This is a genomic window from Streptomyces nymphaeiformis (genome assembly GCF_014203895.1).
In the GTDB taxonomy this organism is placed as follows: domain Bacteria; phylum Actinomycetota; class Actinomycetes; order Streptomycetales; family Streptomycetaceae; genus Streptomyces; species Streptomyces nymphaeiformis.
Genome location: NZ_JACHJY010000019.1, coordinates 1 through 25,399, shown reverse-complemented (window position 1 = coordinate 25,399; position 25,399 = coordinate 1). Strand labels below are relative to the sequence as shown.

Genomic DNA, 25,399 nt, shown 5'->3' with positions numbered 1-25,399 from the left:
TCCTAGCGCGGTCGCGGGACGGGCCCACTCTCACATTCACGAGGTGGATGCGAGAGAAGACATCGTAGATGCCCGATCGAAAGCGCAAAACAGCTCTTGGTTGATCATCCAGGACACGCCCCTGCGAGGTGGAGTTTTTCCAGCTTCCCGTCCAGTCGTTCCGCCGCTCTCCCCCGGCTTCACTGGCCTGAAGACACCGGTCGGAAGGCATGGGCAGGGATGGATCTCCACACGATCGCGGACGTGAGGGACGCGCGCCGGCGCGAGCCGTGGCGGCCGGGCGACGCATGGCTCGGCGGCGGCACGTACCTCTTCTCCGAGCCTCAGCCGCATCTGCGCCGGCTGGTCGACCTGAGCCGGATGGGCTGGGAACCGCTCGTCCGGCACGAGGACGGTTCACTGGAGATCGCGGCGACGTGCACCATCGCCCAGCTGTCCCGCTACGGGCGACGGCTCCTCGAAGCGCCCGCGGCGCCGCTGTTCGAGCAGTGCTGCCGGGCCTTCCTCGCCTCGTTCAAGATCTGGAACATGGCGACCGTCGGCGGGAACCTGTGCAACGGCCTGCCCGCCGGACCGATGATCTCGCTCGCCACCGCGCTCGACGGCACGTGTCTGCTCCAGGCGCAGGACGGGTCGCTGCGCGGGGTGAAGGTCGTCGACTTCATCACCGGCGCCGGGCGCAAGGACCTCGCGGAGGGCGAGCTGCTGCGCTCGGTGACATTGCCGGGGCGTGCGCTGGAGTGTCGTACGGCGTTCCGGCAGGCCTCGCTGTACGGCCTCGGCCGCTCCGGCGCGCTGGTCATCGGGACGCTCGATCCGGCGGACGGCTCGCTTGCGGTGACGGTGACAGCGGCCACCACCCGCCCCTTCCGGTTCTGGTTCCCGTTGCCGCCGGACGCGGACCGGCTGCGTACCGCGATCGACTCCGCGGTCGCGCCCGCCGAGTGGTTCGACGACATCCACGGACTGCCCGAGTGGCGACGGCACATGGCGCTGCGCCTCGCCGAAGAGGTCCGCCGTGAACTGGCCACCCCCGACGGCACCCAGGAAGGCGCCCGATGAGCTTCGACATCCAGGTCAACGGCCGTCCGTTCGACACCGAGCCGCGCGCCGGCCAGTGCCTGCGCACCTACCTGCGCGAGCGTGGCTGGTTCGGGGTGAAGAAGGGCTGCGACGCCGGGGACTGCGGGGCCTGCACCGTGCACGTCGACGGGGAGCCCGTGCACAGCTGCCTGTACCCGGCCGTACGAGCCGAGGGCCGCTCCGTCACCACGGTGGAGGGGCTGGCCTCCCGGGACGGCGAACTGCACCCCGTACAGCAGAGGTTCCTCGACGCCCAGGGCTACCAGTGCGGCTTCTGCACGGCCGGTTTCCTCATGACGACGGCCGCGCTGGAGGCCGAGCGGGACACCGCGCAGGACGACGGGAAGCTCGACGACCTCCCCCGGGCCTTCAAGGGCAACATCTGTCGCTGCACGGGCTACCGGGCGATCGAGGACGCGGTGCGGGGCGTGCGGCACACCGAACGGCCGTGCGCGGGGAAGGCCGTGGGCCGCAACGTCGGTGCGCCGGCCGGTCCGCAGGTCGTCACCGGCACCGCCCGCTACACCTTCGACGTCGAGGTCCCCGGCCTGCTGCACATGAAGCTCCTGCGCTCGCCGCACCCGCACGCCCGGATCCTCGCGATCGACGCCGCCGCAGCCCTGCGCGTGTCGGGCGTGGTCGCCGTCCTCACCCACGAGGACGCCCCCGGGACCCTGTACTCCAGCGCCCGCCACGAGCATCCGACCGAGGACCCCGACGACACCCGGGTCCTGGACGACGTCGTCCGGTACGTGGGCCAGCGGGTCGCGGCGGTGGTCGCCGACAGCGAGCAGGCCGCCGAGGAGGGCTGCCGCCGCATCGAGGTCACGTACGAGGAACTCCCGTACGTCACCGACCCGGAGGAGGCGATGCGTCCCGGCGCGCCCGTCATCCACGCCGGGAAGGGCCCCGGGGTGCGCATCGCCCGGGTCGAGAACAACATCGCGGGCGAGGTCCACGGCGAGATCGGCTCGGTGGAGGACGGCTTCGCCGAGGCGGACGTCGTGTACGAGGAGACCTTCCGCACCCAGCGCGTGCAGCACGCGAGCCTGGAGACCCACGGCTGCGTCGCGTACTTCGAGCCGAAGGAGGACGGTACGGGGGAACGGCTGACCGTCCGTTCCTCCACCCAGACGCCGTTCCTGACCCGTCGGGCGCTCTGCGCGCTGTACGGCCTGCCGGAGGACGAGGTCCGCGTCGTCGCGGGCCGCGTCGGCGGCGGGTTCGGCGGCAAGCAGGAGATGCTCACCGAGGACATCGTCACCCTCGCCGCACTGAAGCTGCGCCGGCCGGTGAAGCTGGAGTACACGCGTGCGGAGCAGTTCTACGGGGCGACCACCCGGCACCCGTTCACCATCGGCATCAAGGTCGGGGCACGCGAAGACGGGACGCTGACCGCCGTGCAGATGCGGGTGGTGTCCGACACCGGCGCGTACGGCAATCACGGCCCGGCGGTGATGTTCCACAGCGTCGGCGAGTCCTTCGCCGTCTACCGCGCCCCGCACAAGAAGGTCGACGCCTTCTCCGTCTACACCAACGTCGTCCCGGCCGGCGCCTTCCGCGGCTACGGCCTGGGCCAGGTCACCTTCGCCGTCGAGTCCGTGATGGACGAACTGGCCCGCCGCCTCGGCATGGACCCGCTGGTCTTCCGCGAGAAGAACGTCATCGGCCCGGGCGAGTCCCTGCACAGCCCGATCGGCGAGGAGGACGACCTCCACATCGCCTCCTACGGCCTCGACCAGTGCCTCTCCGTGGTGCGGAAGGCCATTGCGGAGGACCGCAGTGCCGAGGAGGCGCCCGAGGGCTGGCTGATCGGGCAGGGCACGGGCATGGCGATGATCGCGACCGGACCGCCGGGCGGCCACTACGCCGACGCCCGCGTCTCCCTGCTGGAGGACGGCACGTACGACATCGCCGTCGGCACCGCCGAGTTCGGCAACGGCACCACCACGGTCCACCAGCAGATCACCGCCGGGGCTCTGAACACCACCGAGGACCGCCTCGCCGTCCGCCAGTCCGACACCGACGTCGTACGCCACGACACCGGCGCCTTCGGTTCCGCCGGCACCGTCGTCGCCGGCAAGGCCGTCCTGCTCGCCGCGACCGCCCTGGCAGAACGGCTGCGCACCCTGGCCGCCCGGCACACGGGGGCGGCCCGGCACCTGTGCGTGCTCGGCGCCGAGTCCGTGGACTGCGCCGGCCGGCTCGTCACGCTCAAGGAGTTGTACGAGGCGGGGCACGCCCTCGGCGCCGCGGACGAACTCTCGGCCGACGGCCACTGGGGCGGCTCGCCGCGCTCGGTGGCCTTCAACGCCCAGTGGTTCCGCCTCGCCGTCGACCCCGCGACCGGCGAGATCCGCATCCTCCGCAGCGTCCACGCGGCCGACGCCGGCAAGGTCGTGAACCCCATGCAGTGCCGCGGCCAGGTCGAGGGCGGCGTCGCCCAGGCCCTCGGCGCGACCCTCTTCGAGAACGTCCGTACCGACGAACGCGGGGAGGTCACCACCGCCGCCTTCCGCCGCTACCGGCTCCCCCAGTACGCGGACGTCCCGCGCACCGAGGTCCACTTCACCGAGACGTCCGACGCGATCGGCCCGCTCGGCGCCAAGTCGATGAGCGAGAGCCCCTTCAACCCGGTCGCCCCCGCGTTCGCCAACGCCCTGCGCGACGCCACGGGCATCCGCTTCACCGAGCTGCCGGTGACCCGCGACCGTGTCTGGCTCGCCCTGGACCGGAAGGCGCGGAACATCGGTCGATAGACCGGGAGGATGTGAGCCATCGACTCGTATCAAGCTCACAAATACCGGATGACAGGCCTTGTTCAGCTGGCAAACACGATTCCCCACTCCGGCGGTCGGGTATCACTGCGCGCAGCCGCCGCACCGCCGCCCGAGGGGACTGACGATGAGCCGACCGAGCACCGCACCGCACACGACGCCCGGGACCACGCCCGCACCCGGATCCTTCACCCTGTGGGGGGATGTGGCCGATCCGGCCGCCCTCACCGTCGCCGATCTGCGCGAAGGGTGGGAGCAGCACCGGGCGGAGGTGGTCTTCGACTGTGCGACGGCGGGACCGCAGCGCCACACCTTCGTCGGACCGCTGCTGCGTGAGGTCATGGCCGTGGCACGACCTGGCTTCGACCCCTCCCGCCGTAAGGAACGCTCGCGCTTCCTGGTGTCCGTGAGCGGCGGGGACGGGCACCACGCGGTCCTGTCGTGGGCGGAGATCGACGCCGACTTCGGCAACGCCCCCGTGCTGCTCGCGACCCGCATGGACGACGAGGACCTCGACGCGGCCGGCGCCCAGCTCGTCGTCCCGTCCGACCGCTGCGGCGCCCGCTACGTCAGCGCCGTCACCGGGATCTGGATCGGCACCCACCGGCTTCCCGGAAGCCCTTCGTAGGAGACGAAGGGCTGGTCCTCCCCGTTCCGGGCACGCGGCCGGCGTCGCGTTCTGCCGGTTTCCCTGCCCGTGGTTCTGCCTGGAGACGGAAACGGCTCGCTGCTTGGCTGTTCGGTGCGGGCGGGAGCCCGGACCTCGCCGAGGCGGTCCGGTTGCGCGCCGGCGAGGTCGTCGCCCGTACGACGAGCCGTGCCCGGCCGCCGTCCTCCGGGGAGGCGCGGCGTCCTGTTCCCGCCCGTGGCAGCCCCGGAGTCGTTTCCCTGAGCGGAGAGAAATTGAGCGTGGTGTTGACGACCGCCTCCGTGCCGGACCAGGACAAGGTCGCGTACTGGAACGATGCGGTGAGCAGGACGCTGGTGCCGGTGGAGGTCGCCCCTCGGAGCGACGGGCCGTTCGACGGCCGGATCGCCACCGACCGTCTCGGGTATCTCCAGGTCTCCACCGTGGAGGCCGACGCGGAGCGGGTCAGCCGCACGCCGGAACTCATCGCCAGGTCGCCCGAGGCGCTGGTGGCGGTCGGCGTCCAGATGTCCGGCACGGCCACCTTCGTCCAGGACGGCAGGCGGGCCGAGGTGGGTGAGGGCGACCTGGTGGTGTACGACACGACCCGGCCGTACTCCTTCGACTATCCGCAGCGGTTCGCCACGCACGTCTTCCAGCTTCCGCGCCGCACACTGGGCGTGTCGGACAGCGACATCCGGCAGGTCACGGGCAACGCCATCGGCACCGGAGACGGTTTCGGCGCGATGCTGCTCCCGTTCCTGGCCACCCTGGCCTCCTCCCCCGCCGCCGGCTACCCGCCGACCGTCGCGGACCGGCTGGCCGGCAACGTCGTCGAGCTGTTCGCCACCCTGATCGCGGAGCGGGCCCACCCGGGCGGCACGGACGCGGCCGCACCGAGCGATCTGGTGCTGCGCGTCCGTGACCACATCAACCGGAACCTGGGCGACCCGGATCTGTCGCCGGAGCGCATCGCCCGGGCGCAACGGATCTCCGTCCGGTACCTGCACCGGCTGTTCGAAGGCGAGGGGACCACGGTCGGCCAACTCATCCGGCAACGACGTCTGGAGGAGTGCGGCCGCGAACTGGCCCGCCGTGGCAGGACGGCTCCCACCGTGTCCGCCGTGGCTCAGAGGTGGGGCTTCGTCAGCCCGGCCCATTTCAGTCGGTCCTTCCGCGCCGCCTACGGCGTCTCCCCCCGTGAGTGGCGCAACCTGCGCACCACCCGGGAAGACCTCGGGGGAGCCCCGACGGTCAGCAGGTAGGGTCCTGCTCCGGCCGCCCCGTGCCTGCGGCGGCCGGGCCCGGCCCGGCGGTCGCCCCACGGCGTTCCACCGCCCGAGCGGGGACCCGTGCGCCGCACCACCCTTTCGCTTCAGTCCCTCTCGGCAGGAGACCGTGTGTGACCGACTTCGTCCCTTCGTCCCCTCGCCCGGTCCTGGACCGCCCCACCCGGGCGTTCGTGTCCCGGCACGCCTGCCCGCCGTCGGCGCGCGACCAGGACCTGGAACAGGCCCGTCTGGACCTCGCGCGTCTCCAGGGCACGGACGGCCCCGACCCTCGCGACGAGGAGGCCGTCTCCAGCGAGTGGTTCGCCCTGCCGGGCGGGCCGACCGGTCACGTACGGGTGCAGGTGGTCAGGCCGCCCGACAGCGTCGGCGAGATGCCCGTCGTGCTGTTCCTGCACGGTCTCGGCTGGGTTCTGGGCGACGCCGGCACCCATGAACGTCTGGTGCGCGCGTTCGCCCTCGGCACGGACGCGGCCGTGGTCTTCGTCGAGTACGAGCGCGCCCCCGAGGCGCGGTATCCGGTCGCCGTCGAGCAGTGCTACGCCGTCGCGAAGTGGGTCTGCGAGCGGGGCGGCGAGATCGGCCTGGACGGAAGCCGGATGGCCGCCGTGGGTGACTCGGCGGGCGGCAACCTGGTGGCGGCACTGACGCTGCTCGCCAAGGAGCGCGGAGGGGTGCGGCTGCTGCAGCAAGTGCTGCTCTGCCCGGTCACCGACGCCGGCTTCGACACGCCCTCCTACCGGGAGTTCGCCACCGGCTACTTCCTCGACGGTGCGACCATGCGCTGGTTCTGGGACCAGTACCTGCCCGACGTACGGCAGCGGAACCAGGTCACGGCATCGCCGCTGAGGGCGTCCCTGGAGCAGCTCGCCGGTCTCCCTCCGGCACTGGTGGTCACCAGCGAGGCCGACGTGGTGCGCGACGAGGGCGAGGCGTACGCGACGAAGCTGCGGGCGGCCGGCGTACCGGTGGTGTCCATGCGCTACCAGGGGACGGTCCACGGCTTCATGGTGCTCGATCCGCTCCGCGACACGGACTCCGCCCGCGCCGCCCTCGTCCAGGTTCTCGACACCGTGCACGTCGCCCTGCACCGGCACGGCGGCTGATCCCTCCGCCCCGCACACCCGGCGGCGGGCGCCGCTCACTCGGCGGGGAGCGAGTCCAGGAGCTTCTGCGCGGTCTTCAGGTCTTTGCCGTCGACCGCGTCGCCGAAGGCGACGACCCGACGAAGACAGGAGCGGGCCTCGTCGGCTTCCCCCCGTTCGATCAGGGCCTCTCCCAGACCCAGGAGCGTGCTGCCCTCGACGTGGGGAATGCCGATGCGGTGGGACTGCGCCACGGCGTCGCGAAGGTGGTCGGCGGCCTCGCGCCATCGCCGCAGGGCGGCATGGTCGCGACCGAGCGCGCCGGTCGTGTTGGCACGGTACATGTCGGCGAGGTACCCGCTCACCGGGCAGTCGGGCGCGTCCAGGAACTCGATGATGCGCTGGTGCTGGACCAGGGCCTCCTCGGCACGGCCGAGCAGGCGCAGGGAGGTTCCGTGGGTGAACACGGCGCCCAGCCAGCCCGCGCGGTCATCGGTCTCCTCGTAGAGGCCCACGGCGGAGAGCGACGCGTCGGCCGCCTTCTGGACCTCGCCGAGCTCCGACAGGGCCCACGCCGCCAGCGCCAGCGCGGAGGCCTGCTGGGCGGTGTTCCGGGCGCGGCGGGCGCGCTCCATCCCTTCGCGGGCCCGTTCGACCGCCTCTTCGTACCGGGATTCGCAGGAGAGGGACCAGGAGTACGTGTTGAGGTGGAAGGCCTGCATGTACGGGTCGTCCAGTGCGGTGGCGGCCTCGCCGGCCAGGCGGAAGACCTCGGGCCAGTGCCCCCAGTGGACCCACAGGTTGACGAACCATTCCATGGCGTGGGCGGTCTCCACGACCCGGGTGTGCTCACCCCGCCGGGCGGCGCCGCGCAGCGCGGCGAGCCAGGAGGGGGCCTCGCTCCGGAGCCAGGCACGGGCCTCCTCGGCACTGTCCAGCGGGACCAGGCCCCGCCAGGAGGACGGCGGTGCCCCGTACTCGGGCTTGTACCAGCGGCCGGCGACCACGGCCGTCTCGAGGAGCCAGGCGCGCAGCCGGTCGTCGGCCGCTTCCCGCTCGCCGGGTTCCCCCTCGCGGGACAACCGGGCGCGGGCGAACAGCCGCAGCAGGTCGTGCGACTGGTAGCGGCCGGTGAAGGTGGCCTGCAGCAGGCCGGCCTCGACGAGCTCCTCCATCACGTCCTCGGCCTCGAAGACGTCGGTGGCGGTCAGAGCGGCACCGTAGGCAGCGGTCATGTCCGGCCCCGGAACCAGACTCAGCAGTCGCAGCATGCGCGCGGCCTGGCCGGTCAGCTGACGGTAGGACAGTTCGAACGCCGCCTCCACGCGCACGTCGCCGGCGGCGAGCGCGCCCAGGCGGCGTTCTTCGTCGGCCAGGCGCCGGACCAGGTGGTCGACGGTCCATCCGGAACGGACCGTCAGCCAGTTCGCCGCCACCCGCAGGGCCAGCGGCAGTCGTCCGCACAGCTCCGCCACCCGCGCCACGGCCTCGGCCTCCGCGTCCGCCCGCTCCGTCCCCAGGATCCGGCGCAGCAGGTCGACCGCCTCCTCCTGGGACATCTCCGACAGCGCCAGGCGGTCGACGTCCTCAAGACCGGTCAGGGGCCGCCGGCTGGTGACCAGCACCAGACTCCGCCCACCTCCCGGCAGCAGCGCGCGCACCTGTCCCTCGTCGCGGGCGTTGTCCAGCACCACCAGGCACCGGCGGTCGCCCAACAGTGCCCGCAGCAACCCCGCGCGGCCCTCCTGGTCCTCCTGCGCCAGCCGGCGGTCCGACACGCCGAGGCCCTTCAGCAGCTTCAGCAGCGCCTCGCCGGTGTCCACGGGGCCGTCCACCCCGTGCAGGTCCACCACGAAACAGCCGTCCGGGAACCTCTCCGCCAGATCCGCCGCCGCCTTCAGCGCCAGTGTCGTCTTCCCGCACCCCGGAGGACCCGACACGACCCACACCGACGCCTCCCCGTCGGCCGGGGCGCGTTCCGCGGCCACGCGCAGCAGTGCCAGCTCCGGTTCGCGCCCCGTGAAGTCCCCCACCAGTCGCGGCGGCACGACCGTTCCCGCCACCTCGCCCGCGGGCGTCGGACGCGCCGCCCGCGCCGTGGTCAGCAGCGCCTCCCGCTCGTCGTCCGTGAGTCCGAGCCCTTCCGCAAGGGCCACCACCGTGCGCCGCTGCGGAACCAGACTGCGCCCCCGCTCCATGTCGCCGATGGCCCGGACGCTCACGCCCGACGCCTCGGCCAGCTCCTCCATCGTCAGACGGCCTCGCTGCCGCAGACCGCGCAGAACGGTGCCGAAGGACTTCTTCCCGTACACAACTCCTCTTTCCTCCCTACCCCGGGGAACGAGTAAGGCGTGTCATTTCGGGCGAAAACGCAGGATGTGGCGGCCCCGCCGGTCGGTCGGTCAGCTCGTCGCCCGGACCGCGGCCATGATCAGGTCGGCGACCCTCGTGGGCTCGGAGAGGGCGACGGCGTGCGAGGCGTCCGGGAGTTCGACGACGACGGCTCCGGCGCGTGCGGCGCCGAAGCGCTGGACCTCGGGGCTGATCGTGCGGTCGGCCCCGGCGACCAGGGCCCAGGACGGTTTCGTCCGCCATGCCGCCACGGCCACGGTCTCGGTGAACGCGACCGCGGCGAGCGGGCGTTGGACCGCCGCCAGGACGCCGGCGACGCCCTCGGGCACGTCCGCCGCGAAGACGGAGGGAAACGCGGTCTCCTCGATGGTGACCTCGATCGCATGGGTGCCGTCGTGGAGCGGGTAGGTCCACTCCTTCAGGTTGCCCGCCGCCGGAGGATCGGGGAAGCTCCCCTGGAGCCCGTCGAGGCTCTCGCCCTCACGGGGCACGTAGGCGGCCACGTAGACGAGCCCCACGACGTTCTCCGCGACACCGGCCACGGTGATCAGCGCTCCACCGTACGCGTGGCCGACGAGTACGGCCGGACCCTCGACCTGCGTCAGGACGGAGGCGAGGTGGGCGGCGTCCGACGCCAGGCCGCGGAGCGGGTTCGGCGGGGCGATCACCGGGATACCGCTGCTCCGCAGTTCCGCGATGACGCCTATCCAGCCGGTCGCGTCGGCGAAGGCACCGTGCACGAGGACGACGGTGGGGTGGGGCATGCGAGTTCTCTTCTCGGTGTCGGGCATGACGGCGCGCACGCGTCTCAACGCCTTCGCTCGTCCTGGTTGTCGTCGGTCGCCGACGCGAAGGCCGAGGTCGCCAGCGCCTGCCATGCGCTCGGGCTCATGCCGTAGGCGCCGCGGAACGTGCGGCTGAAGTGCGAGGGGCTGCTGAAGCCCCAGCGATGTGCCATCGCGGCCATCGTGATCCTCCGGGTGGAGCGGCCCAGCTCGAACCGGCAGGACTCGAGCCTGCGCTGCCGCACCCACTGGCTCACCGTGCTGCCGTCGTTCTGGAACAGCTTCTGCAGGTACCGGACGGAGATGTGGTGGGCGCGTGCGATCGACTCCGGCGAGAGGTCCGGGTCCATCAGGTGTTCCTCGATGTGGGCGTGGATACGGGCCAGCGTCTCGTTGCCGGCCCCGGAGGGGTCGTCGGCCGCGTCCGTCGTGTCCTCTTCGAGGAGCTCCATGACCAGGAGGGAGAGGAGGTGTACGGCCGTCCGGGCGCGCCGGTCCCCGATCGTGGACCGGCGGAACTCCGCCTTGGCGGCGAGCGCGGTCAGGAATTCGGACGCCAGCGCCCCGATGCCCTCCCCGCCGCGCACGGGCACGCCGAGCACCTGGTCCAGTGCCGACTCCGTGACGCCCAGATAGCAGCGGGGCACCCGGAAGAAGATCATCTGGCAGTCCTCGCCGAAGCGCAGCAGGTGCCGTCGTGCCGGGTCGCAGAAGACCAGGTCGTTCGGCTCCAGCAGGGTCCTGGCACGCTCGTGGACGACGGTGACGGGCCCCCGGACGTGGACGCCGAGGTAGACGTGGTTCCGGTCGTTCGTGTCCGGCATCTCGGAGAGCATCTGGACCAGCCACCCCGAGCGGGAGGAGGACGAGGTCGGAGCGGTCGCCTGCCGGGGCACCCGTTCGGGCGCACGGGACATCAGTGTGAGGGTCATGGTGGTTCCTAGCCGTGGGTTCGTGCGGGCGGAGCGCGGGTTCACGCCCCTCTCGCCGCCTCCTCGGCCAGGAACCCCTCCACCACGGCGTTGAAGGCCGGCGGGTTCTCCAGGAAGGGGAAGTGCGAGCTCGCCACGTCGGAGGCGAAGACGTGCAGGCGCGCGTCGGGGATCCGCTCGGCGACGAAGCGCTGCGAGTCGGGGTGCACATGGCTTCCCTCGCAGCCGATCACCAGGGTCGGCACGTCGATCCGGGGAAGCACGTCGCGCCAGTCCTGCGCGCAGTGGTCGAACAGCAGCGGTACGCCCGCGTGGGCCGGTGTCGACCTGATCTCCTCGGCGACGAAGGCCAGCACCTCGGGGTCGGGCTCGCCGGAGAACATGCCGCGCACGAAGTCGGCGAGGACCGCGTCGCCCTCGGGACCCGCGAGGGCCGCGCCCAGGTACAGCAGGCCCGACACGTCGAAGATGGCGCCGGAGTCCCGCTGTTCCCGCTCGGTCATCCACGGCACGGCGGCGACCGCCGCGGGCTGGTCGACGGCGACGAAGCGCCGGATCCGGCCGGTCCCGTACTGGTCGACGAAGCTCCACCACACCGAGACGCCCATGGACCAGCCCAGTGCGTCGAAGCGGTCGAGACCGAGGTGGTCGACGAGTTCGAGCACGTCGCGGGAGAGCCGGGCGATGCGGTAGCCGTGGCGCGGTGCGCCGGACTTCCCGTGGCCGCGGAAGTCGACGGTGACGACGCGACGACCGGGCGCGAGACCCTCGATCTGGTGGCGGAACATCGCCTGCGTCTGCCCCCAGCCGTGCAGCATCACCAGCGGGACGCCCTCGCCGCCGGTGTCCTGGTACGCGAGCCGTGCGCCGTCCGTCGTGATCAGTTCCTTCATGACCTCTCCCCTGGTCAGAGGCGGTACGTGGTGCCCCGCCCGTCCCGAACATCATCGAATGGGGCCCGTCGCCCGCACCACCGCGAGCTGTAGGAATCGGGCCGTGGATCCTCCTCGCTCTGTCGAAGCGGGTCCGGGGTCACAGGGCCCCGTCGGCGCCCGGGCCGAGGAGCTCCTCGACCCTGAGGCCGAGGTGCAGGGTGAGCCGGTGGGCGCCGTCGTCGAGGTCGAGTCCGGTGATCTCCTGGATCTGGCGCAGGCGGTAGTAGAGCGAGGTGCGGTGGATGCCCAGCGTGTCCGCGGTCCTGGGAATCGATCCCGCGTGTTCGAGGAAGCAGCGCAGGGTGTCCCGCAGCCGGTCGCCGCCATGGGCCTCGCTCAGGGTGCGGAGCGGCTTCGGGACCAGGGACGCGTTCAGGGCGTGCTCGGGGAGCTGGAGCAGCACGGCGAGTTCTCCGAGCGACTCCCAGTCGCCGATGCTCTTCAGGGTGGGCAGCCGGCGTGCCGCGCGGGCCGCCACGAGCGCCTGCTCGTACGAGGTCCAGGCGTCGTCCAGGTGGGGGTGCCGGCCGCCGACGCCGATCACGGGGTCCGCCGACGGGTCCAGGAAGGTGCGGAGTTCGTCGAGGACGCGAGCGGACTGGGCGGCGATCTCGTCCGGGCCCGGCGGCCGGTCGCGGAGCTGGACCAGCAGCGCCCGCTCCTTGCCGATCGCGATGAGGCCCTGGGCGGTGCGCGTCTGCCGGAACCCCTCCAACGCCGCCCACAGGGCGGCCTCGGACTGCCGCACGAGTTCCGTCCCGCAGCTCAGCTGGACGACGGTGACCAGGACGTGCTCGGCCGCCCCGAGCAGCCCGAGCTCCTTGCCGTGCCGGCGCGCGGTGGTGCGTGCGGCGACGTCGGCGCCGACGAGTGCGAGGGCCAGGTCCCGCTCGTCGGCCTTCCGGGTGTCGGCGGCGATGTGCTCCCCGTACATCTGGGCCGACATGGCGTCCGCGGCCCGGGCGATGGCGGCGGTCTCCTCCTCCCGCAGCGTCTTCTCGGGCACGACCACCAGGAGCAGGCCGAGGAGGTGCCCGCGCTCGCGCAGCGGCACCACGTAGCGGGGCAGCAGTCCGAGGTCGTCACGGCCGTCGATGAACCCGGCCCGGGACCACTGGGTCACGCCCTGGGCGAGGACGTAGCGGATGGTCTCGTTGTCGGCGCGCCCCTGCAGCAGGGTGCCGATGCGTACCGGGTCCTCGTCGCCGAAGTGGCGGCTCGTGCAGACCATGCGGACCAGCGGGTCGTCGACGGCGACGGACCGGCCGATCCGCTCCGCGAGCTCGTCGACGAGTGCCTGGAGCTCGGGGCTGCCGGGGCGGGCTCGCTGGAGCCTTGCGGTCATGCGCTGTTCCTCTCTCGATCAACTGCCCCCGCGGTTTTCTGCATTCCGCGGTTCTTGATCAGTCTGAGGAAACGACGACGTCGGCACATCGCATGAATCGTCCATTGCCACGACACCCACGGGGGATACGAAGCGACTACTCTCCGCTGTCACGGTGCTTGACCAGCCGGGTCAGCTCGGCGCGCGAGGTGACGTCCAGCTTGGTGAAGGCCCGGCGCAGGTGCGAGCTCACCGTGTGCGGTGAGAGGGAGAGCTGCTCGGCCGCCTGCCGGTTGGTCAGCCCTCGGGCCACGAGCCGTACCGTCCGTAGCTCCCCGGCCGTCAACTCGGGCCATGCGTCGGAGAGTCCGGCAGCCGAGGGCCGGCGGCGGACGCCGGCGGCCCGGAGGCGCCGGCGGACGCGTGCGACGTCCTGCTCGGCACCGGATCGCGCGTAGAGCGCGAGGGCCGTCTCGAAGTACGGCACCGCCTCGGACCTGCGGGTGGCCGCGAGCTTGCGTCCGGCGTCCTCCAGTGCCGACGCCCGGGCCAGTACCCGAGGGCAGTCCTCGTACAGCCGGACGGCGCGTACGAGAGGGGCGAGGTCGTTGTCGAGGAGCCCCCGGGCGTGCGCGGCGGTGGCGGCGAGGAACGGGAGGTCGGGATTGAGCACGGCTCGCTTCTCGGCCATGGCGACCGCCTGCGCGGCCCGTTCGTGCCTGCCCGCGCGCAGCGCCATGCGGACGAGCACCGGGGCGTCGGCCGGGTCGATCAGGCCGGCGTAGGCGGGCCGGTCCGCGGCGGGCGAGGTCATGACCGCGTCGAGTTCGGCCATGGCGCGGTCGGGCCGGCCTTCGTGGTCGGCCATCAGCGCCAGCATCCAGGTGCCGAAGTGCCGGACGACGGGTGCGTCGTCGCTCCGCATGCGCCTCGCCTCCGCCGCGTACGCCTCCGCGGTCCGCCGGTCGCCGGTGTGGAGGGCGACGCGCAGCATCACGTACCGGAGCGTGACGTCGGCGAGGTTGCCCGGGCCGGGATCGTCGGCCGTGGGGGACGCGGCTTCTGCGTCGGCCCGGGCGTCCGACAGCCGTCCGGTCTCCAGGAGGATGCGGGTGCGGGTCATGAGCCACATGCGGGTGGCGGCGGTCCGGCCCTGCTCCCCGGTGATCCGGATGCCCTCCTCCGCGACGGCGAGCGCCTCCGCGGTGCGTCCCGTGGTGTTCGCCAGGAGGGCGTGCCACAGGGCCTCCGGCACCCACAGCGAGGTGCCGACGCCCAGGGCGTCGGCCAGCGCGGCGGACCGCTCGGCCTGCCGGAACGCCTCGGCCAGGTCCATGCGGTGGAAGCTCACGGCCGAGCGGACCGTCGTCAGCGTGGCCTCGGCGGCGCGGTCCCCCGCTGCCGCCGCGGTGTCCCACGCCTGTGCGGCGACCTGCTCGGCCGCCGCGTGCTCGCCCGACATCGACAGGCCGACGGCCAGCATGGCGAGCAGCCGTCCCCTCGCGGTCAGGGAGATCCCGGGCAGTGCCGCCCCGGCGCGGGCCTGCCGGACCGCCTCGGAGAAGTCGAACTGTACGGCGAGGCGTGCCAGGGCCAGGCGTATGAGCGCCTCGTCCTCGGGTCCGAGACCACCGGCCGCCAGGGCGGTGGCTCCCAGTTCACGCGCCCGGGAGGCCCGGCCCGTCTGCCAGAGCAGGGGGATCGTCTCGGCGACGACCCGCGGACGCTCCGGAGCGTCCGCCGTGGTGAGTTCCAGGGCCTTGAGGCTGAGCTCCGCGGCACGCCCGGGAGCGGTGGCGGCGAGTTCCGCCGCTTCGGTGCGCAGCCGGTCGGCCTCCGCGGCGTCCCCCGGCGCCGCCCTCTCGGCCTCCGCGGCATCAGCCGGCGCGCTCCCCGGCGGCAGCCCGGCGGCCTGACGGCTCAGGGCCTGACGCAGGGGCAGGGGGAGGCCAGCCTCCACCGCCTCGCGGACCAGGTCGTGGCGGAAGGCGAGGCGATCGCCGCTCTCGGCGAGCAGATCGGCGTCGAGGGATTCCCGCACGGCTGTGATGAGCGCCGCCGAGGACCTGCCGAGCAGTTCGGCGAGCAGCGCGACGGTGACCGTGCCGCCCACGGCGGCCGCCGTCTGCACCAGCTCCCGCGCCTCGTCGGACAGCTGGTCGAGGCGGCGCACGACGGAGGGGAGTTCCCGTGGGGCGGGGGGTCCTGCCGACAGCCCGGCCATGCCGTTCTCGATCGTCACCGCCTCCTCGCGCAGCGAGCCGAGCAGCTCGACCAGCAGCTGGGGCACCCCCTCGGCGCGGTGGGCGAGACGGAGGACGTCGGGGTCGGGAGGGGCCCCCAGGACGTCCTCGGTGATCCGTGCGACCGCCCGGTCCTCCAGCGTTCCGAGGACGAGGCCGTGTGCGCCCGCCTGACGGATCCGGTCCAGGGTGGTGCGCACTCCGGACGGCACGCTGCCGGCGCGCACCGCGACCAGCCACAGGATCGGGTGCGACGAGAGTCCCGCCGCGAGGGTGTGGAAGGTGAGGAGGGTCAGGTCGTCGCACCACTGGAGGTCGTCGAGGACGACGAGCAGGGGTCCGTTCCGGGCCGCCTCCCGCAGGCGGTCCCCCAGCTCCTGAAGCAGCCAGAACCGCTGGCCGGGTGTGGCGGCGAGGTCCCGGAGGCGTCGGGCGCCCGACAGCGGTTCCTCGCCGGAGAGTACGCCTTCGAGGAGCGGGCCGAGCGGTACGAACTGTTCGTCGGGGTCCGCCGTCCCCTCGAACACCCGCGTCCCGCGCCGCCTCGCGGCCGCCGCGGCCTCGGCGAGGATCCTGGACCTGCCGATGCCGGCGGGGCCCTCTGCGCGGACGATCCCGCCTTCGCCCCGGCCGAGCGCGTCGAGCCGCTCCTCGATGAACGCCAGTTCGGCGTCCCTGCCCCGGAGGGGTGTCCGTACGCCGTCGATCTCCTCGGGCGCGGTCCTTGTCGTCACTCGGTTCACGCTCATACGGCGGAACAGTATGAACCATGTGGACCGGGCCGCCCCCGCCCGGTCCGGGGGCCCGGCTCAGTCGAAGCGCAGGTCGGCGAGTTGCCGTTCGAGGACGGTGACGTCGTCCTCGGGCTCCTCCCCGACCGGGCGCGCCGCCATGAGCGCGGCGAGCTCGGCGCCCGCGCGGCGGACGCGGCCGGGCAGGCCGTCGGTGTACTCGTCTCCCCCCGAGCCCCAGTCCTCGGAGGCCGCGAACACGGCGGTGGGGACGACGACGGCGCGGAGGTAGGCGAAGAGCGGGCGTACGGCGTGCTCCAGGACCAGGGAGTGGCGGGCGGTGCCGCCCGTCGCGGCGGTCAGGACCGGCTTCCCGGTGAGGGCGTCCGGGTCGATCACGTCGAAGAAGGACTTGAAGAGACCGCTGTAGGACGCCGCGAACACGGGGGTGACGACGATCAGGCCGTCGGCCGCCGTCACCGCGTCGATCGCGGCGCTCAGCCGTGGCGGTGGGAATCCGGTCACGAGGTGGTTCGCGATGTCGCCGGCGAGTTCACGCAGCTCCACGACCTCGGTCGACGGCTCCAGCCCCCGGCCGGTGAGTTCGTCGCGGGCCGATTCGGCCAGCCGGTCCGCGAGCAGGCGGGTGGAGGAGGGCGTGCTGAGGCCCGCGGAGACGACGGTCAGCTTCACGCGGCGGACACCTCCCGGGCGGCTCGGAGGGACGCGTGCGTGGGGGCCTCCGGCACGTCGGCCGGACGCCCCTGGGCGAATTCCCGCCGCAGTACGGGCACGACCTCCTCGCCGAGGATGTCGAGCTGTTCCAGGACGGTCTTCAGGGGCAGGCCCGCGTGGTCCATCAGGAACAGCTGGCGCTGGTAGTCGCCGACGGTCTCCCGGAACGACAGGGTCCGCTCGATGACCTGCTGGGGAGAGCCCACGGTCAGCGGGGTCTGCTCGGTGAAGTCCTCCAGCGACGGGCCGTGGCCGTACACCGGTGCGTTGTCGAAGTAGGGCCGGAACTCCCGTACGGCGTCCTGGGAGTTCTTGCGCATGAAGACCTGTCCGCCCAGGCCGACGATCGCGTCCTCCGGCCGGCCGTGACCGTGGTGCGCGTACCGGCGCCGGTACAGCTGCACCATGCGCCGGGTGTGGTCGGCCGGCCAGAAGATGTTGTTGTGGAAGAAGCCGTCGCCGTAGAAGGCGGCCTGTTCCGCGATCTCGGGGGACCGGATGGATCCGTGCCAGACGAAGGGCGGGACGCCGTCCAGGGGCCGCGGTGTCGAGGTGAAGGCCTGGAGCGGCGTACGGAACGTGCCCTCCCAGTCCACGACGTCCTCGCGCCACAGCCGGCGCAGCAGCGCGTAGTTCTCCTTGGCGAGGTTGATGCCCTGGCGGATGTCCTGTCCGAACCAGGGGTAGACGGGACCGGTGTTGCCGCGCCCCAGCATGAGGTCGACCCGGCCGTCGGCCAGGTGCTGGAGCATCGCGTAGTCCTCGGCGATCTTCACCGGGTCGTTGGTGGTGATCAGCGTCGTGGACGTGGACAGGATCAGTTTCTCGGTGCGGGCGGCGATGTAGCCGAGCATGGTGGTCGGTGACGAGGGGACGAACGGCGGGTTGTGGTGCTCGCCGGTCGCGAAGACGTCGAGGCCGACCTCCTCGGCCTTGAGCGCGATGGCGACCATCGCCTTGATGCGCTCGTGCTCGGTCGGAGTGCGACCGGTGGTGGGGTCGGGGGTCACGTCCCCGACGGTGAAGATGCCGAACTGCATGGGGTGTCTGCTCTCCTGAGCTCGTCCGGTTCCCGCGCGGGGGAACCGGGAGCCGGGGTGGCGCCGGGGGGTTCCGGCGTCACCCCGGGGCGGGTCAACGGTGCGGTGTCACTTCGCCAGGAAGGCGAGGAGGGCGGTGTTGACCTCCTCGGCGTGGGTCCACAGCAGACCGTGCGGGGCGCCCTCGATCTCGACGTAGTCGGCCGACGGGAGCGCCTTGTGGAAGGGCCGCGCGGTGCCCTCGGCCGGGAGGATGCGGTCGGCGGTGCCGTGCAGGATCAGCGCCGGCACGTCGACGGCCGGGATGTCGGCGCGGAAGTCGGTGTACCAGGTCGCCGGCGCGGCGGACGCGGCGAAGGAGCCGCCGCGGGCCGCGGTGTCCCAGCTGTTGCGGACGGCCTCCTCGCTGATGCGGGTGCCCAGGTTCTCGTCGAGGTTGTAGAAGTCGTTGAAGAAGGCCGTGTAGTAGGCGTACCGGTCCGCCTTGACGGCGGCGACGACGCCGTCGAAGAACTCCTTCGGGGCGACGCCGTCCGGGTTGTCGTCGCCCTTGAGCAGGCAGGGCTCCAGGGAGGCCAGGAAGGCGACCTTGGCGACGCGGCCGGAGCCGTACGTCGAGACGTAGCGGGCGACCTCGCCCGTGCCCATGGAGAAGCCGACGAGGACGGCGTCCCTCAGGTCGAGGGTCTCCATCACCGTGTTCAGGTCGGCGGCGAAGGTGTCGTAGTCGTAGCCGGTGGTCGGCTGCGAGGACTGCCCGAAGCCGCGGCGGTCGTACGTGATCACGCGGTGGCCGGCGTCGAGCAGGGCGGCGCTCTGGCGCTCCCAGGAGTGGCCGTCGAGCGGGAAGCCGTGGATGAGGACGACGGGCTGCCCGGCGCCCTGGTCCTCGAAGTACAGCTCGATGGGGGTGGTGTTCTCCTGGCCCACGGTGATGTACGGCATGGGGGTTCCCTCGTTTCGGGTGGACGGGTCCGCGCGTCGGAGCGGCGCGGTGTGCCCGTCACGCTAGGACCGGTCCCGCACCTCCTGTTGCCGTCCCGCGCACCGCACCTTGCACGGGGACGCAGAGGTCGTTCAGTCGCCGGTGGCCGTTCCGGCGTCGTCCTCCGCGAGGACGATCCGGGCCAGGTGGACCCGGGAGCGCACCGCGAGCTTGCGGAAGATCGACGCCAGATGGGTGCTGACCGTGTGCGGGGAGACGACGAGGGTCTCCGCGGCCGACCGGTTGGTGTGACCGGCGGCGATCAGCCGGGCCACCTTGCGTTCCGAGGCCGTGAGCGCGTCCCAGCCCTGGTCGGTGCGCGGCCGGAGGCGCCCGGTGCGCCGGCCGGAGCGGCTCGTGGCCCGTTCCAGATCGGCCCGGACCCGGTCGGCCTCCGCGTCGGCCCCGGCCTGGGCGTAGAGGTCGTGCGCCCTGGTCAGGGCGGGTGTCGCGGCGGCGTCGCCCGAGGCCAGCAGCGCGCGCCCGAGGTCGGCGGACGCGGCGGCGAGGGACAGCGGCCGGGGGCCGGTGAGGAGGATCTCCACCGCCCGCTCCAGGAGTCCGTGGTCGGCGTTCACCAGGGCGGACGCGTGGGCGGCCGTCCCCTGGGCGGTCGGCACGGCGGGGTTGCGGGTGGCGTGTGCGGCGGCCTGGGCCGCGAGGTCCTCGGCCAGCTTCCGGTCCCCGCCGCGCAGGGCGATGTGCACGGCCTGGACGACGTGCGGGCGCAGGAGCCGCCACCGGAGGAAGGGGTGGTCGCGCTGCACGGACCGGATGAGTTCGGCCGCTGCCGCGTGGTCGCCGTCGGCGTCGGCGACCACGGCCTCGAAGAACCGGTGCGCGGCGTGGTTGCCCGTGTTCGGCCGGTCGGCCACGGTCGTCCGCACGACGTCCAGGTGTTCCCGCGCGGCCTCGCGGTCGCCGCGCAGCATCGCGAGGAGACCACGGTTGACGCGGGAGTTGACCAGGTTGTTGGGCACGTTGAGGTCCGCTTCGAGCCGCTCGACGGTGACGAAGTCGGCGTCCGCGTCGTCGAGCCGGCCGAGCCCCATGTTCAGGGTTCCCTGGGCCCAGATCAGCATCGCGAGGCGCAGGGGGACGTCGCCCGCCGTACGGAGGAGTCGCCGTACGGCGTCGAAGTCGTCCCCGTGGATCAGGGCGACGGCCTCCTCGGGGAGGAAGGCCGGGTCGAACACGCTCAGGGCCGTGTGGTGTTCGACGGCGGCGGCGCAGTCGCCCGCGTTGAGGGCGATCTCGCCGAGACCCCACAGAGCGAGGACGCGGGCCTCCCGGTCACCGGCCCGCTCCGCCTCGGCGAGTGCCCGTTCGCCGGTCTCGCGGGCGGCCCCGAGGTCGCTCCCGCGGGACCGGGCCAGGGCCTGCCGGGCGGTCAGCCGGGCCCGGATCACCGGGTCGGTGACGGCTGCCAGCGCCGTCGTCGTGCGGCGGGTCAGCTCGTGGACGTCGTCGAGGTGCCACAGCGTGTCGCCGAGTACGCACTGCAGCCGGGCGAAGACGTCCAGGGGAGGCCGGCGGGCGAGCAGCGCGTCGCCGGTGTCCCGTGCCTGCGTGTACCGGCCCGCGCGGGTCAGCGCGACGATGGCCCGCTCCCCCACGTCGTACGCCAGGGGCGCACGGGGCGGTACGAGTTCCAGGGCCCGTACGGCCAGGTCGGCGGCGAGGTCGGGCATCACGGCGATCACGTCCTCGGCGGCCGTGCCGAGCAGTCCGATCGCCTCCGTGTCGCCGGGTTCGGCGCTCTTCAGCAGATGCGGGACCGCGTCGACGGAGCTCCGGCCCGCCGCGACGAGACGGCTCGCGGCCTCCCGGTGCAGTGCCCGGCGCACGGAGGGGGCGAGGTCGGCGTACACCGCCTGGCGGAGCAGGTCGTGGCGGAACAGGAGGCGTTCGCCGTCGTCGTGGAGGAGGGCGGCGGCGAGCGCCTCGTCCACTTCGGCGCTGAGTCCGGAGGCGGGCCGGCCGCACAGGGCGGCGGCGTCGGCGAGTGAGAACGCGCGGCCGAGGACCGAGCCGATCCGCAGGAAGTGCAGGGTGTCCGGCCGGAGGTCGGCCAGTCGCTCGCGTACGCCGAGGACCAGCCGCTCGGGCGGTTCCGGCCCGTCCGCGCCCGTCCCCGCGATGCCCGAGAGCATCTCGGCCGCGAGGAAGGGGTTGCCGCCCGCCCCGTCGAGGAGCTCCTCGAGCCGCGCCGGCACGTCCCCGCCGAGGACGTCGCGTGCCAGTTCGGCCAGGGCCGTGTCGGACAGCGGCCGCAGGGGGAGGGTCGTCGTCAGCGGCCCCTGACCGTACAGCTCCGGGTCCTCCCTGCCCGTGAGCAGCCAGAGGACCGGGGAGCTGAGCAGCCGTGCCGGCATGACGCTCAGGGCGAAACGGCTCAGCGGGTCGGCCCATTGGACGTCGTCGACCGCGATCAGTACGGGCCTGCCCGCCGAGCGTTCCTCGATCAGCTGGGCCAGTCGTTCGACGAGCCAGATGCGCTGGTCGTGGTGGCCGGCGAGGTCCGCGAAGTCCGTGCCGGAGAGCAGCGGCGGGTCACCGTGCAGGAGGCCCGAGGCCAGCGAGGCGAGCGGTGCCAGTTCGTGCAGTTCCTCGGCGCGGCCGTGGCTGACGAGGAATCCGTGGGCCCGCGCGAGCGAGACGGCCTCCCGGAGCAGCGCGGTCTTCCCGATCCCGGGCTCGCCGAGGAGCAGCGCGATCGCTCCTCCCTCGCCGTCGCGGACCGCCTCGACCAGGGCGCGCAGCCGCTCCAGCTCGGCTTCGCGGCCCCGCAGTCCGGGCCGGCTCAGGCCCGTCGCCGCGCCTTGTTCCTGGGGCCGTTCGGGGCTCATCCCTTGACCGATCCGGCGAGCAGTCCCCGTGCGAAGTGCCGGCGGAGGGAGAAGAGGACGAGCAGCGGGACGAGCGCGGCCACGAAGGCTCCCGCGGTGAGCCGCTGCCACTCGTTGCCGTAGGTCCCGGCCATGCTCGCCAGTCGGACCGTCACCGGCGCGGTCTCGGCCGTTCCGCCGGACAGCGTCAGGGCCACGAGGAGGTCGTTCCACACCCAGACGAACTGGATGACGGCGAAGCCGACCAGGGCCGGGCGGGCCAGCGGCAGCACGATCCGGAGCAGCAGCGTCCCGTGCGACGCGCCGTCGACGCGGGCGGCCTCGATCAGGTCCCGGGGCAGCCCGGCCAGGAAGTTGTGCAGGAGGAACACCGCGAACGGCAGCGCGAAGGCCGTGTGGGCGAACCAGACCTGGCCGAACCGCGCGGGACCGGTGAGGTGCCACGCGGGCAGGAACAGCCAGCCCTGGGAGAAGAGCTTCAGGAGCGGGACGAGCGCCATCTGGAGCGGCACGGCCTGGAGCGCGAAGATGCCGACGACGAGCGCGTCGCGCCCCCTGAAGTCGATCCAGGCCAGGGCGTACGCCGCGAGGAGGGCCAGGACGAGCGGGAACAGCACCGAGGGAACGGTGATGACGACGGAGTTGACGAAGTACTCCGCGAGCCGCCCCGACCCGTTCCCGCCGCCGGAGAGCACCTCGCCGTAGTTGTCGAGCGTGAGGTGCGGCGTACCGAAGAGGGTCCACCAGCCCGTCGTCTTGATCTCCTCCTCGGGGCGGAACGAGGAGAGCAGGAGACCGAGGGTCGGTGTCGTCCAGAGGACCGCGATCACCACGGCGACGGACGTGAAGGTGCGGGAGGCCAGACGCTCCCGGACGCCGTTCACCCCGTCCTCCGCTGCGCCCGGACCTGGTGGGCGGCGAAGGGGGTGACGAGGAGGAAGAGGAGCACGGCGAGTGCCGCGCCGCGGCCCGTCTCGCCGTAGCGGAAGGCCTGGTCGTACATCTCGTGGGCGAGGACGCCCGTGTCGAACTGTCCTCCGGTCATGGTCTTGACGATGTCGAAGGCCTTGAAGGTGCCGATCGCCTGGGCGAGGAGCACGACGAGCAGCGTGGGCCTGATCGACGGCAGGGTGATCCGCCGGAGGATCTGCCGGGGGGACGCGCCGTCGAGCAGGGCGGCCTCGGTCAGCTCCGTGGGTACGGCCCTGATCGCGCCGGTCAGCAGGACGGCCGCGAAGCCCGCCTGGGTCCACACCATCGCGGCGATGAGGAACAGGACGTTCCAGGGGGAGTCCACGAGCCACTGCCGCGGTTCGCCGCCGCACGCGACGACGAGCTGGTTCAGCAGCCCGATCTGGCCGGCTTCCGCGGGACGGTAGGCGTAGACGAACTTCCAGACGACACCCGCGCCGACGAAGGAGATCGCCATCGGCGTCAGGACGAGGGACAGCGCGACCGTTCTGAACCGCGACCGCGCAACGGCCGCCGCGTAGAGCAGACCGACCGCGGTGGACGTCAGCGGCACGAGGACCACCCACGCCAGGGTGTTGCGCAGCGCCACAAGGGCTCGGTGGTCGGTGAACATCCACACGTAGTTGTCGAAGCCGGCCCAGGTGCCTCCCCCGCCGTCGGTGAACGACAGCGCCAGGGTGCGCAGACCGGGCAGGACGAGACCGACCGCGAGCAGCAGCAGCGCGGGGGCCAGCAGGATCAGGGCCGCGGCCCTCCTCCGTACCGGCCCCCGGTGCAGTGCGAGCAGGATCAGGGCGACCACCGCCGCGAAGGCGGCGACGCCCTGGAGCAGGTACAGCAGCTTGGGCTGCTGGGAGACGGCGTCGAACGACATCAGCGGCTCGGCCAGGACCGTTCGACGGAGTCGGCGACCTGCCGGGTGCTCGCGCCGCCGATCCAGTCGACGGCTCCCTTCCAGAACGTCCCGGCGCCGACCGACGCCGGCATCAGGTCCGAACCGTCGAACCTGAACTGTGTCCTGGGGTCCTGGAGCAGCTGGATCGAGAGCCGGTCGACGGGGGTCGCGGCGTTCGCCGGGTCCACGCCCCTGTTCGCCGAGACGAACGGGCCCTTCCTCATCCGCGCGTTCGCGAAGTCCGCGGAGGCCAGGTACTCCTGGAACGCCCGCACCTCGGGACGGTCGGCGAACGCCGCGGTGAACACCCCGCCGCCCAGTACGGGGCGGCCGGCCGGGTCGTCCCCCGGCAGGAGGAAGGCGTAGACGTCCTTGTCGGGTCCGATCTCGGTGCCCTTCGGCCACATGCCGGCGTAGAACGAGGCCTGGCGGTGCATCGCGCAGTCGCCGGAGAGAACCGGTGCGCCGGCTTCCTGGAAGGAGATCGACGCCATGGACCTGGCCGGGCCGAAGCCGCCGTTGGCGTACCGGTCGTTCTTGAGAATGGACCCCACGGTGTCCATGGCCTTGATCACCCGCGGGTCGTCGAACGGAATCTCGTGGGCGACCCACTGGTCGTAGACGTGCGTGCCCTGCTGGCGCAGCAGGACGTCCTCGATCCAGTCCGTCACGGGCCAGCCGGTCGCCTCGGCGGACTCGATGCCCGCGCACCACGGCTTGACGCCCGATGCCGCGACCTTCTCCGTGAGGGCCATCAGCTCGGTCCACGTGCGGGGGACGCTCAGTCCCCGGTCGCGGAAGAACTTCGGGGAGTACCAGACGAACGACTTCACGTTCGCGACGAGCGGCGTGCCGTAGAGGGTGCCGTCCACGGTCGCGTAGCCGTTCCAGTCCGCAGACCAGCCCTGCTTCGCGAGGGCCGCGACCCCGGCGCTCGCGGGCTTGAGCTTCCCGGCCCGCGCGAAGCGTTCCAGGAGCCCGGGCTGGGGGAAGAACGCCACGTCGGGCGCGTTCCCGCCGTCGACCCGGACCTGGATCTGCGCCTCGAACTCCCCGTCCCCCTCGTACTGGACGTCGATTCCCGTGCAGTCCGCGAAATCCGCCCAGGTCTCTTCGAACAGGTCGGCCTCCCGGTCCCGGTTCTCCGCGTAGACGGTGACCTTGGTGCCGGGGTGCTCGCCGTACCGGGCGTACGGTGCGCAGTCCGCTGTGGTGTGCGCGCGCGAGCCGCTGTCCTGCGGGGTGCCGCAGGCGGTGGCGGTGACGGCGAGGGTGATGACGGCGAGCGCGAGCCTCGCGCCGAACCTCATGGGTGTGCTTCCTCCGATCGCCCGCCGCATGTTCTCGGCGGGCGTTTCGGAAAGCTACCGCGTTCGAACGACAGAGACCAATCGTTCGATGTTCAAGCGTCGGATCAGTGCCCCGTGGACCGGGCCGCGTCCATGATCAGCTCGGCCACGGCCTTGGGCTGGGCGAGCATGACCAGGTGCGAGGAGTCGACCTCGACGGTGGTCATGCCGGCGCGCTCGTAGCCGAAACGCTCCACATCGGGGTTGATCGTGCGGTCGGCGGAGGCCACCAGGCCCCACGAGGGCTTGGTCTTCCACGCAGCGACCGGCGCCGCCTCCGAGAAGGCCCGCGCGGCCAGGGGGCGTTGGGAGACCGCGAGCACCGCGGCGAGCTCGGGGTCGACGTCCGCCGCGAACAGGGCGGGGAACTTCTCGATCGCCACCGAGACGTCGGTGCCGGTCTCGGTGGA

Annotated in this window: 19 protein-coding genes; 5 read left to right on the top strand and 14 right to left on the bottom strand. The window is 72.6% G+C overall.

Going from position 1 to position 25,399, the window contains the following annotated elements; translation table 11 throughout:
- The first annotated feature begins 219 nt into the window (after positions 1 to 219).
- The 5 genes from GGE06_RS40535 to GGE06_RS40515 all read left to right on the top strand — a co-directional run bounded on the left by GGE06_RS40535 (position 220) and on the right by GGE06_RS40515 (position 6,883).
- A complete protein-coding gene (locus tag GGE06_RS40535; RefSeq protein ID WP_184933170.1) occupies positions 220 to 1,062 on the top strand; it encodes an FAD binding domain-containing protein in 843 nt (280 codons plus the stop codon).
- On the top strand, positions 1,059 to 3,842 hold the full coding sequence (locus GGE06_RS40530; RefSeq protein WP_184933169.1) for a molybdopterin-dependent oxidoreductase: 2,784 nt from the start codon (positions 1,059 to 1,061) through the stop codon (positions 3,840 to 3,842). Before GGE06_RS40535 ends, GGE06_RS40530 begins: the two co-directional genes overlap by 4 nt.
- 145 nt (positions 3,843 to 3,987) lie before the next feature.
- Positions 3,988 to 4,488, top strand: coding sequence for a molybdopterin-dependent oxidoreductase (locus GGE06_RS40525; RefSeq protein ID WP_184933168.1), 501 nt, complete (start codon positions 3,988 to 3,990; stop codon positions 4,486 to 4,488).
- Positions 4,489 to 4,763: 275 nt separating this feature from the next.
- Positions 4,764 to 5,753: an AraC-like ligand-binding domain-containing protein gene (locus GGE06_RS40520; protein ID WP_184933167.1), complete on the top strand. Its 990-nt coding sequence runs from the start codon at positions 4,764 to 4,766 to the stop codon at positions 5,751 to 5,753.
- A gap of 137 nt (positions 5,754 to 5,890) precedes the next feature.
- Positions 5,891 to 6,883 (top strand): alpha/beta hydrolase, encoded by a 993-nt coding sequence (locus GGE06_RS40515; RefSeq protein ID WP_116157551.1) that lies wholly within the window; start codon positions 5,891 to 5,893, stop codon positions 6,881 to 6,883.
- A 35-nt stretch (positions 6,884 to 6,918) separates the two neighbouring features.
- Here GGE06_RS40515 and GGE06_RS40510 read toward each other — a convergent pair whose 3' ends face one another.
- The 14 genes from GGE06_RS40510 to GGE06_RS40445 form a co-directional block, all read right to left on the bottom strand.
- Positions 6,919 to 9,174: a helix-turn-helix domain-containing protein gene (locus tag GGE06_RS40510; protein ID WP_184933166.1), complete on the bottom strand. Its 2,256-nt coding sequence runs from the start codon at positions 9,172 to 9,174 to the stop codon at positions 6,919 to 6,921.
- Positions 9,175 to 9,264: 90 nt separating this feature from the next.
- Positions 9,265 to 9,978, bottom strand: coding sequence for an alpha/beta fold hydrolase (locus tag GGE06_RS40505; RefSeq protein WP_116157553.1), 714 nt, complete (start codon positions 9,976 to 9,978; stop codon positions 9,265 to 9,267).
- A gap of 44 nt (positions 9,979 to 10,022) precedes the next feature.
- Positions 10,023 to 10,931: a helix-turn-helix domain-containing protein gene (locus tag GGE06_RS40500; RefSeq protein WP_221519052.1), complete on the bottom strand. Its 909-nt coding sequence runs from the start codon at positions 10,929 to 10,931 to the stop codon at positions 10,023 to 10,025.
- 41 nt (positions 10,932 to 10,972) lie between these two features.
- The gene (locus GGE06_RS40495; protein WP_116157555.1) at positions 10,973 to 11,824 is read right to left on the bottom strand and encodes an alpha/beta fold hydrolase; all 852 of its coding nucleotides are present in this window, start codon (positions 11,822 to 11,824) and stop codon (positions 10,973 to 10,975) included.
- A 139-nt stretch (positions 11,825 to 11,963) separates the two neighbouring features.
- Entirely contained in the window at positions 11,964 to 13,211 is a 1,248-nt protein-coding gene (locus GGE06_RS40490; protein WP_116157556.1) for a PucR family transcriptional regulator, read from the bottom strand.
- A gap of 136 nt (positions 13,212 to 13,347) precedes the next feature.
- Positions 13,348 to 16,182, bottom strand: coding sequence for a helix-turn-helix transcriptional regulator (locus GGE06_RS40485; RefSeq protein WP_184933164.1), 2,835 nt, complete (start codon positions 16,180 to 16,182; stop codon positions 13,348 to 13,350).
- 60 nt (positions 16,183 to 16,242) lie between these two features.
- Positions 16,243 to 16,857, bottom strand: coding sequence for an FMN reductase (locus GGE06_RS40480; protein ID WP_116157558.1), 615 nt, complete (start codon positions 16,855 to 16,857; stop codon positions 16,243 to 16,245).
- Positions 16,854 to 17,939 (bottom strand): LLM class flavin-dependent oxidoreductase, encoded by a 1,086-nt coding sequence (locus GGE06_RS40475; RefSeq protein WP_116157559.1) that lies wholly within the window; start codon positions 17,937 to 17,939, stop codon positions 16,854 to 16,856. The genes GGE06_RS40480 and GGE06_RS40475 overlap by 4 nt, the downstream gene beginning before the upstream one ends.
- 108 nt (positions 17,940 to 18,047) lie before the next feature.
- The gene (locus tag GGE06_RS40470; RefSeq protein WP_116157560.1) at positions 18,048 to 18,884 is read right to left on the bottom strand and encodes an alpha/beta fold hydrolase; all 837 of its coding nucleotides are present in this window, start codon (positions 18,882 to 18,884) and stop codon (positions 18,048 to 18,050) included.
- A gap of 132 nt (positions 18,885 to 19,016) precedes the next feature.
- Entirely contained in the window at positions 19,017 to 21,773 is a 2,757-nt protein-coding gene (locus GGE06_RS40465) for an ATP-binding protein (protein WP_184933163.1), read from the bottom strand.
- Positions 21,770 to 22,657: a carbohydrate ABC transporter permease gene (locus GGE06_RS40460; protein ID WP_184933162.1), complete on the bottom strand. Its 888-nt coding sequence runs from the start codon at positions 22,655 to 22,657 to the stop codon at positions 21,770 to 21,772. Before GGE06_RS40460 ends, GGE06_RS40465 begins: the two co-directional genes overlap by 4 nt.
- The gene (locus tag GGE06_RS40455; RefSeq protein WP_184933161.1) at positions 22,654 to 23,619 is read right to left on the bottom strand and encodes a carbohydrate ABC transporter permease; all 966 of its coding nucleotides are present in this window, start codon (positions 23,617 to 23,619) and stop codon (positions 22,654 to 22,656) included. Before GGE06_RS40455 ends, GGE06_RS40460 begins: the two co-directional genes overlap by 4 nt.
- Entirely contained in the window at positions 23,619 to 24,950 is a 1,332-nt protein-coding gene (locus tag GGE06_RS40450) for an ABC transporter substrate-binding protein (RefSeq protein ID WP_184933160.1), read from the bottom strand. Before GGE06_RS40450 ends, GGE06_RS40455 begins: the two co-directional genes overlap by 1 nt.
- A gap of 104 nt (positions 24,951 to 25,054) precedes the next feature.
- Positions 25,055 to 25,399: alpha/beta fold hydrolase (locus GGE06_RS40445; RefSeq protein WP_184933159.1), on the bottom strand; the 345-nt coding region annotated here is incomplete at its 5' end.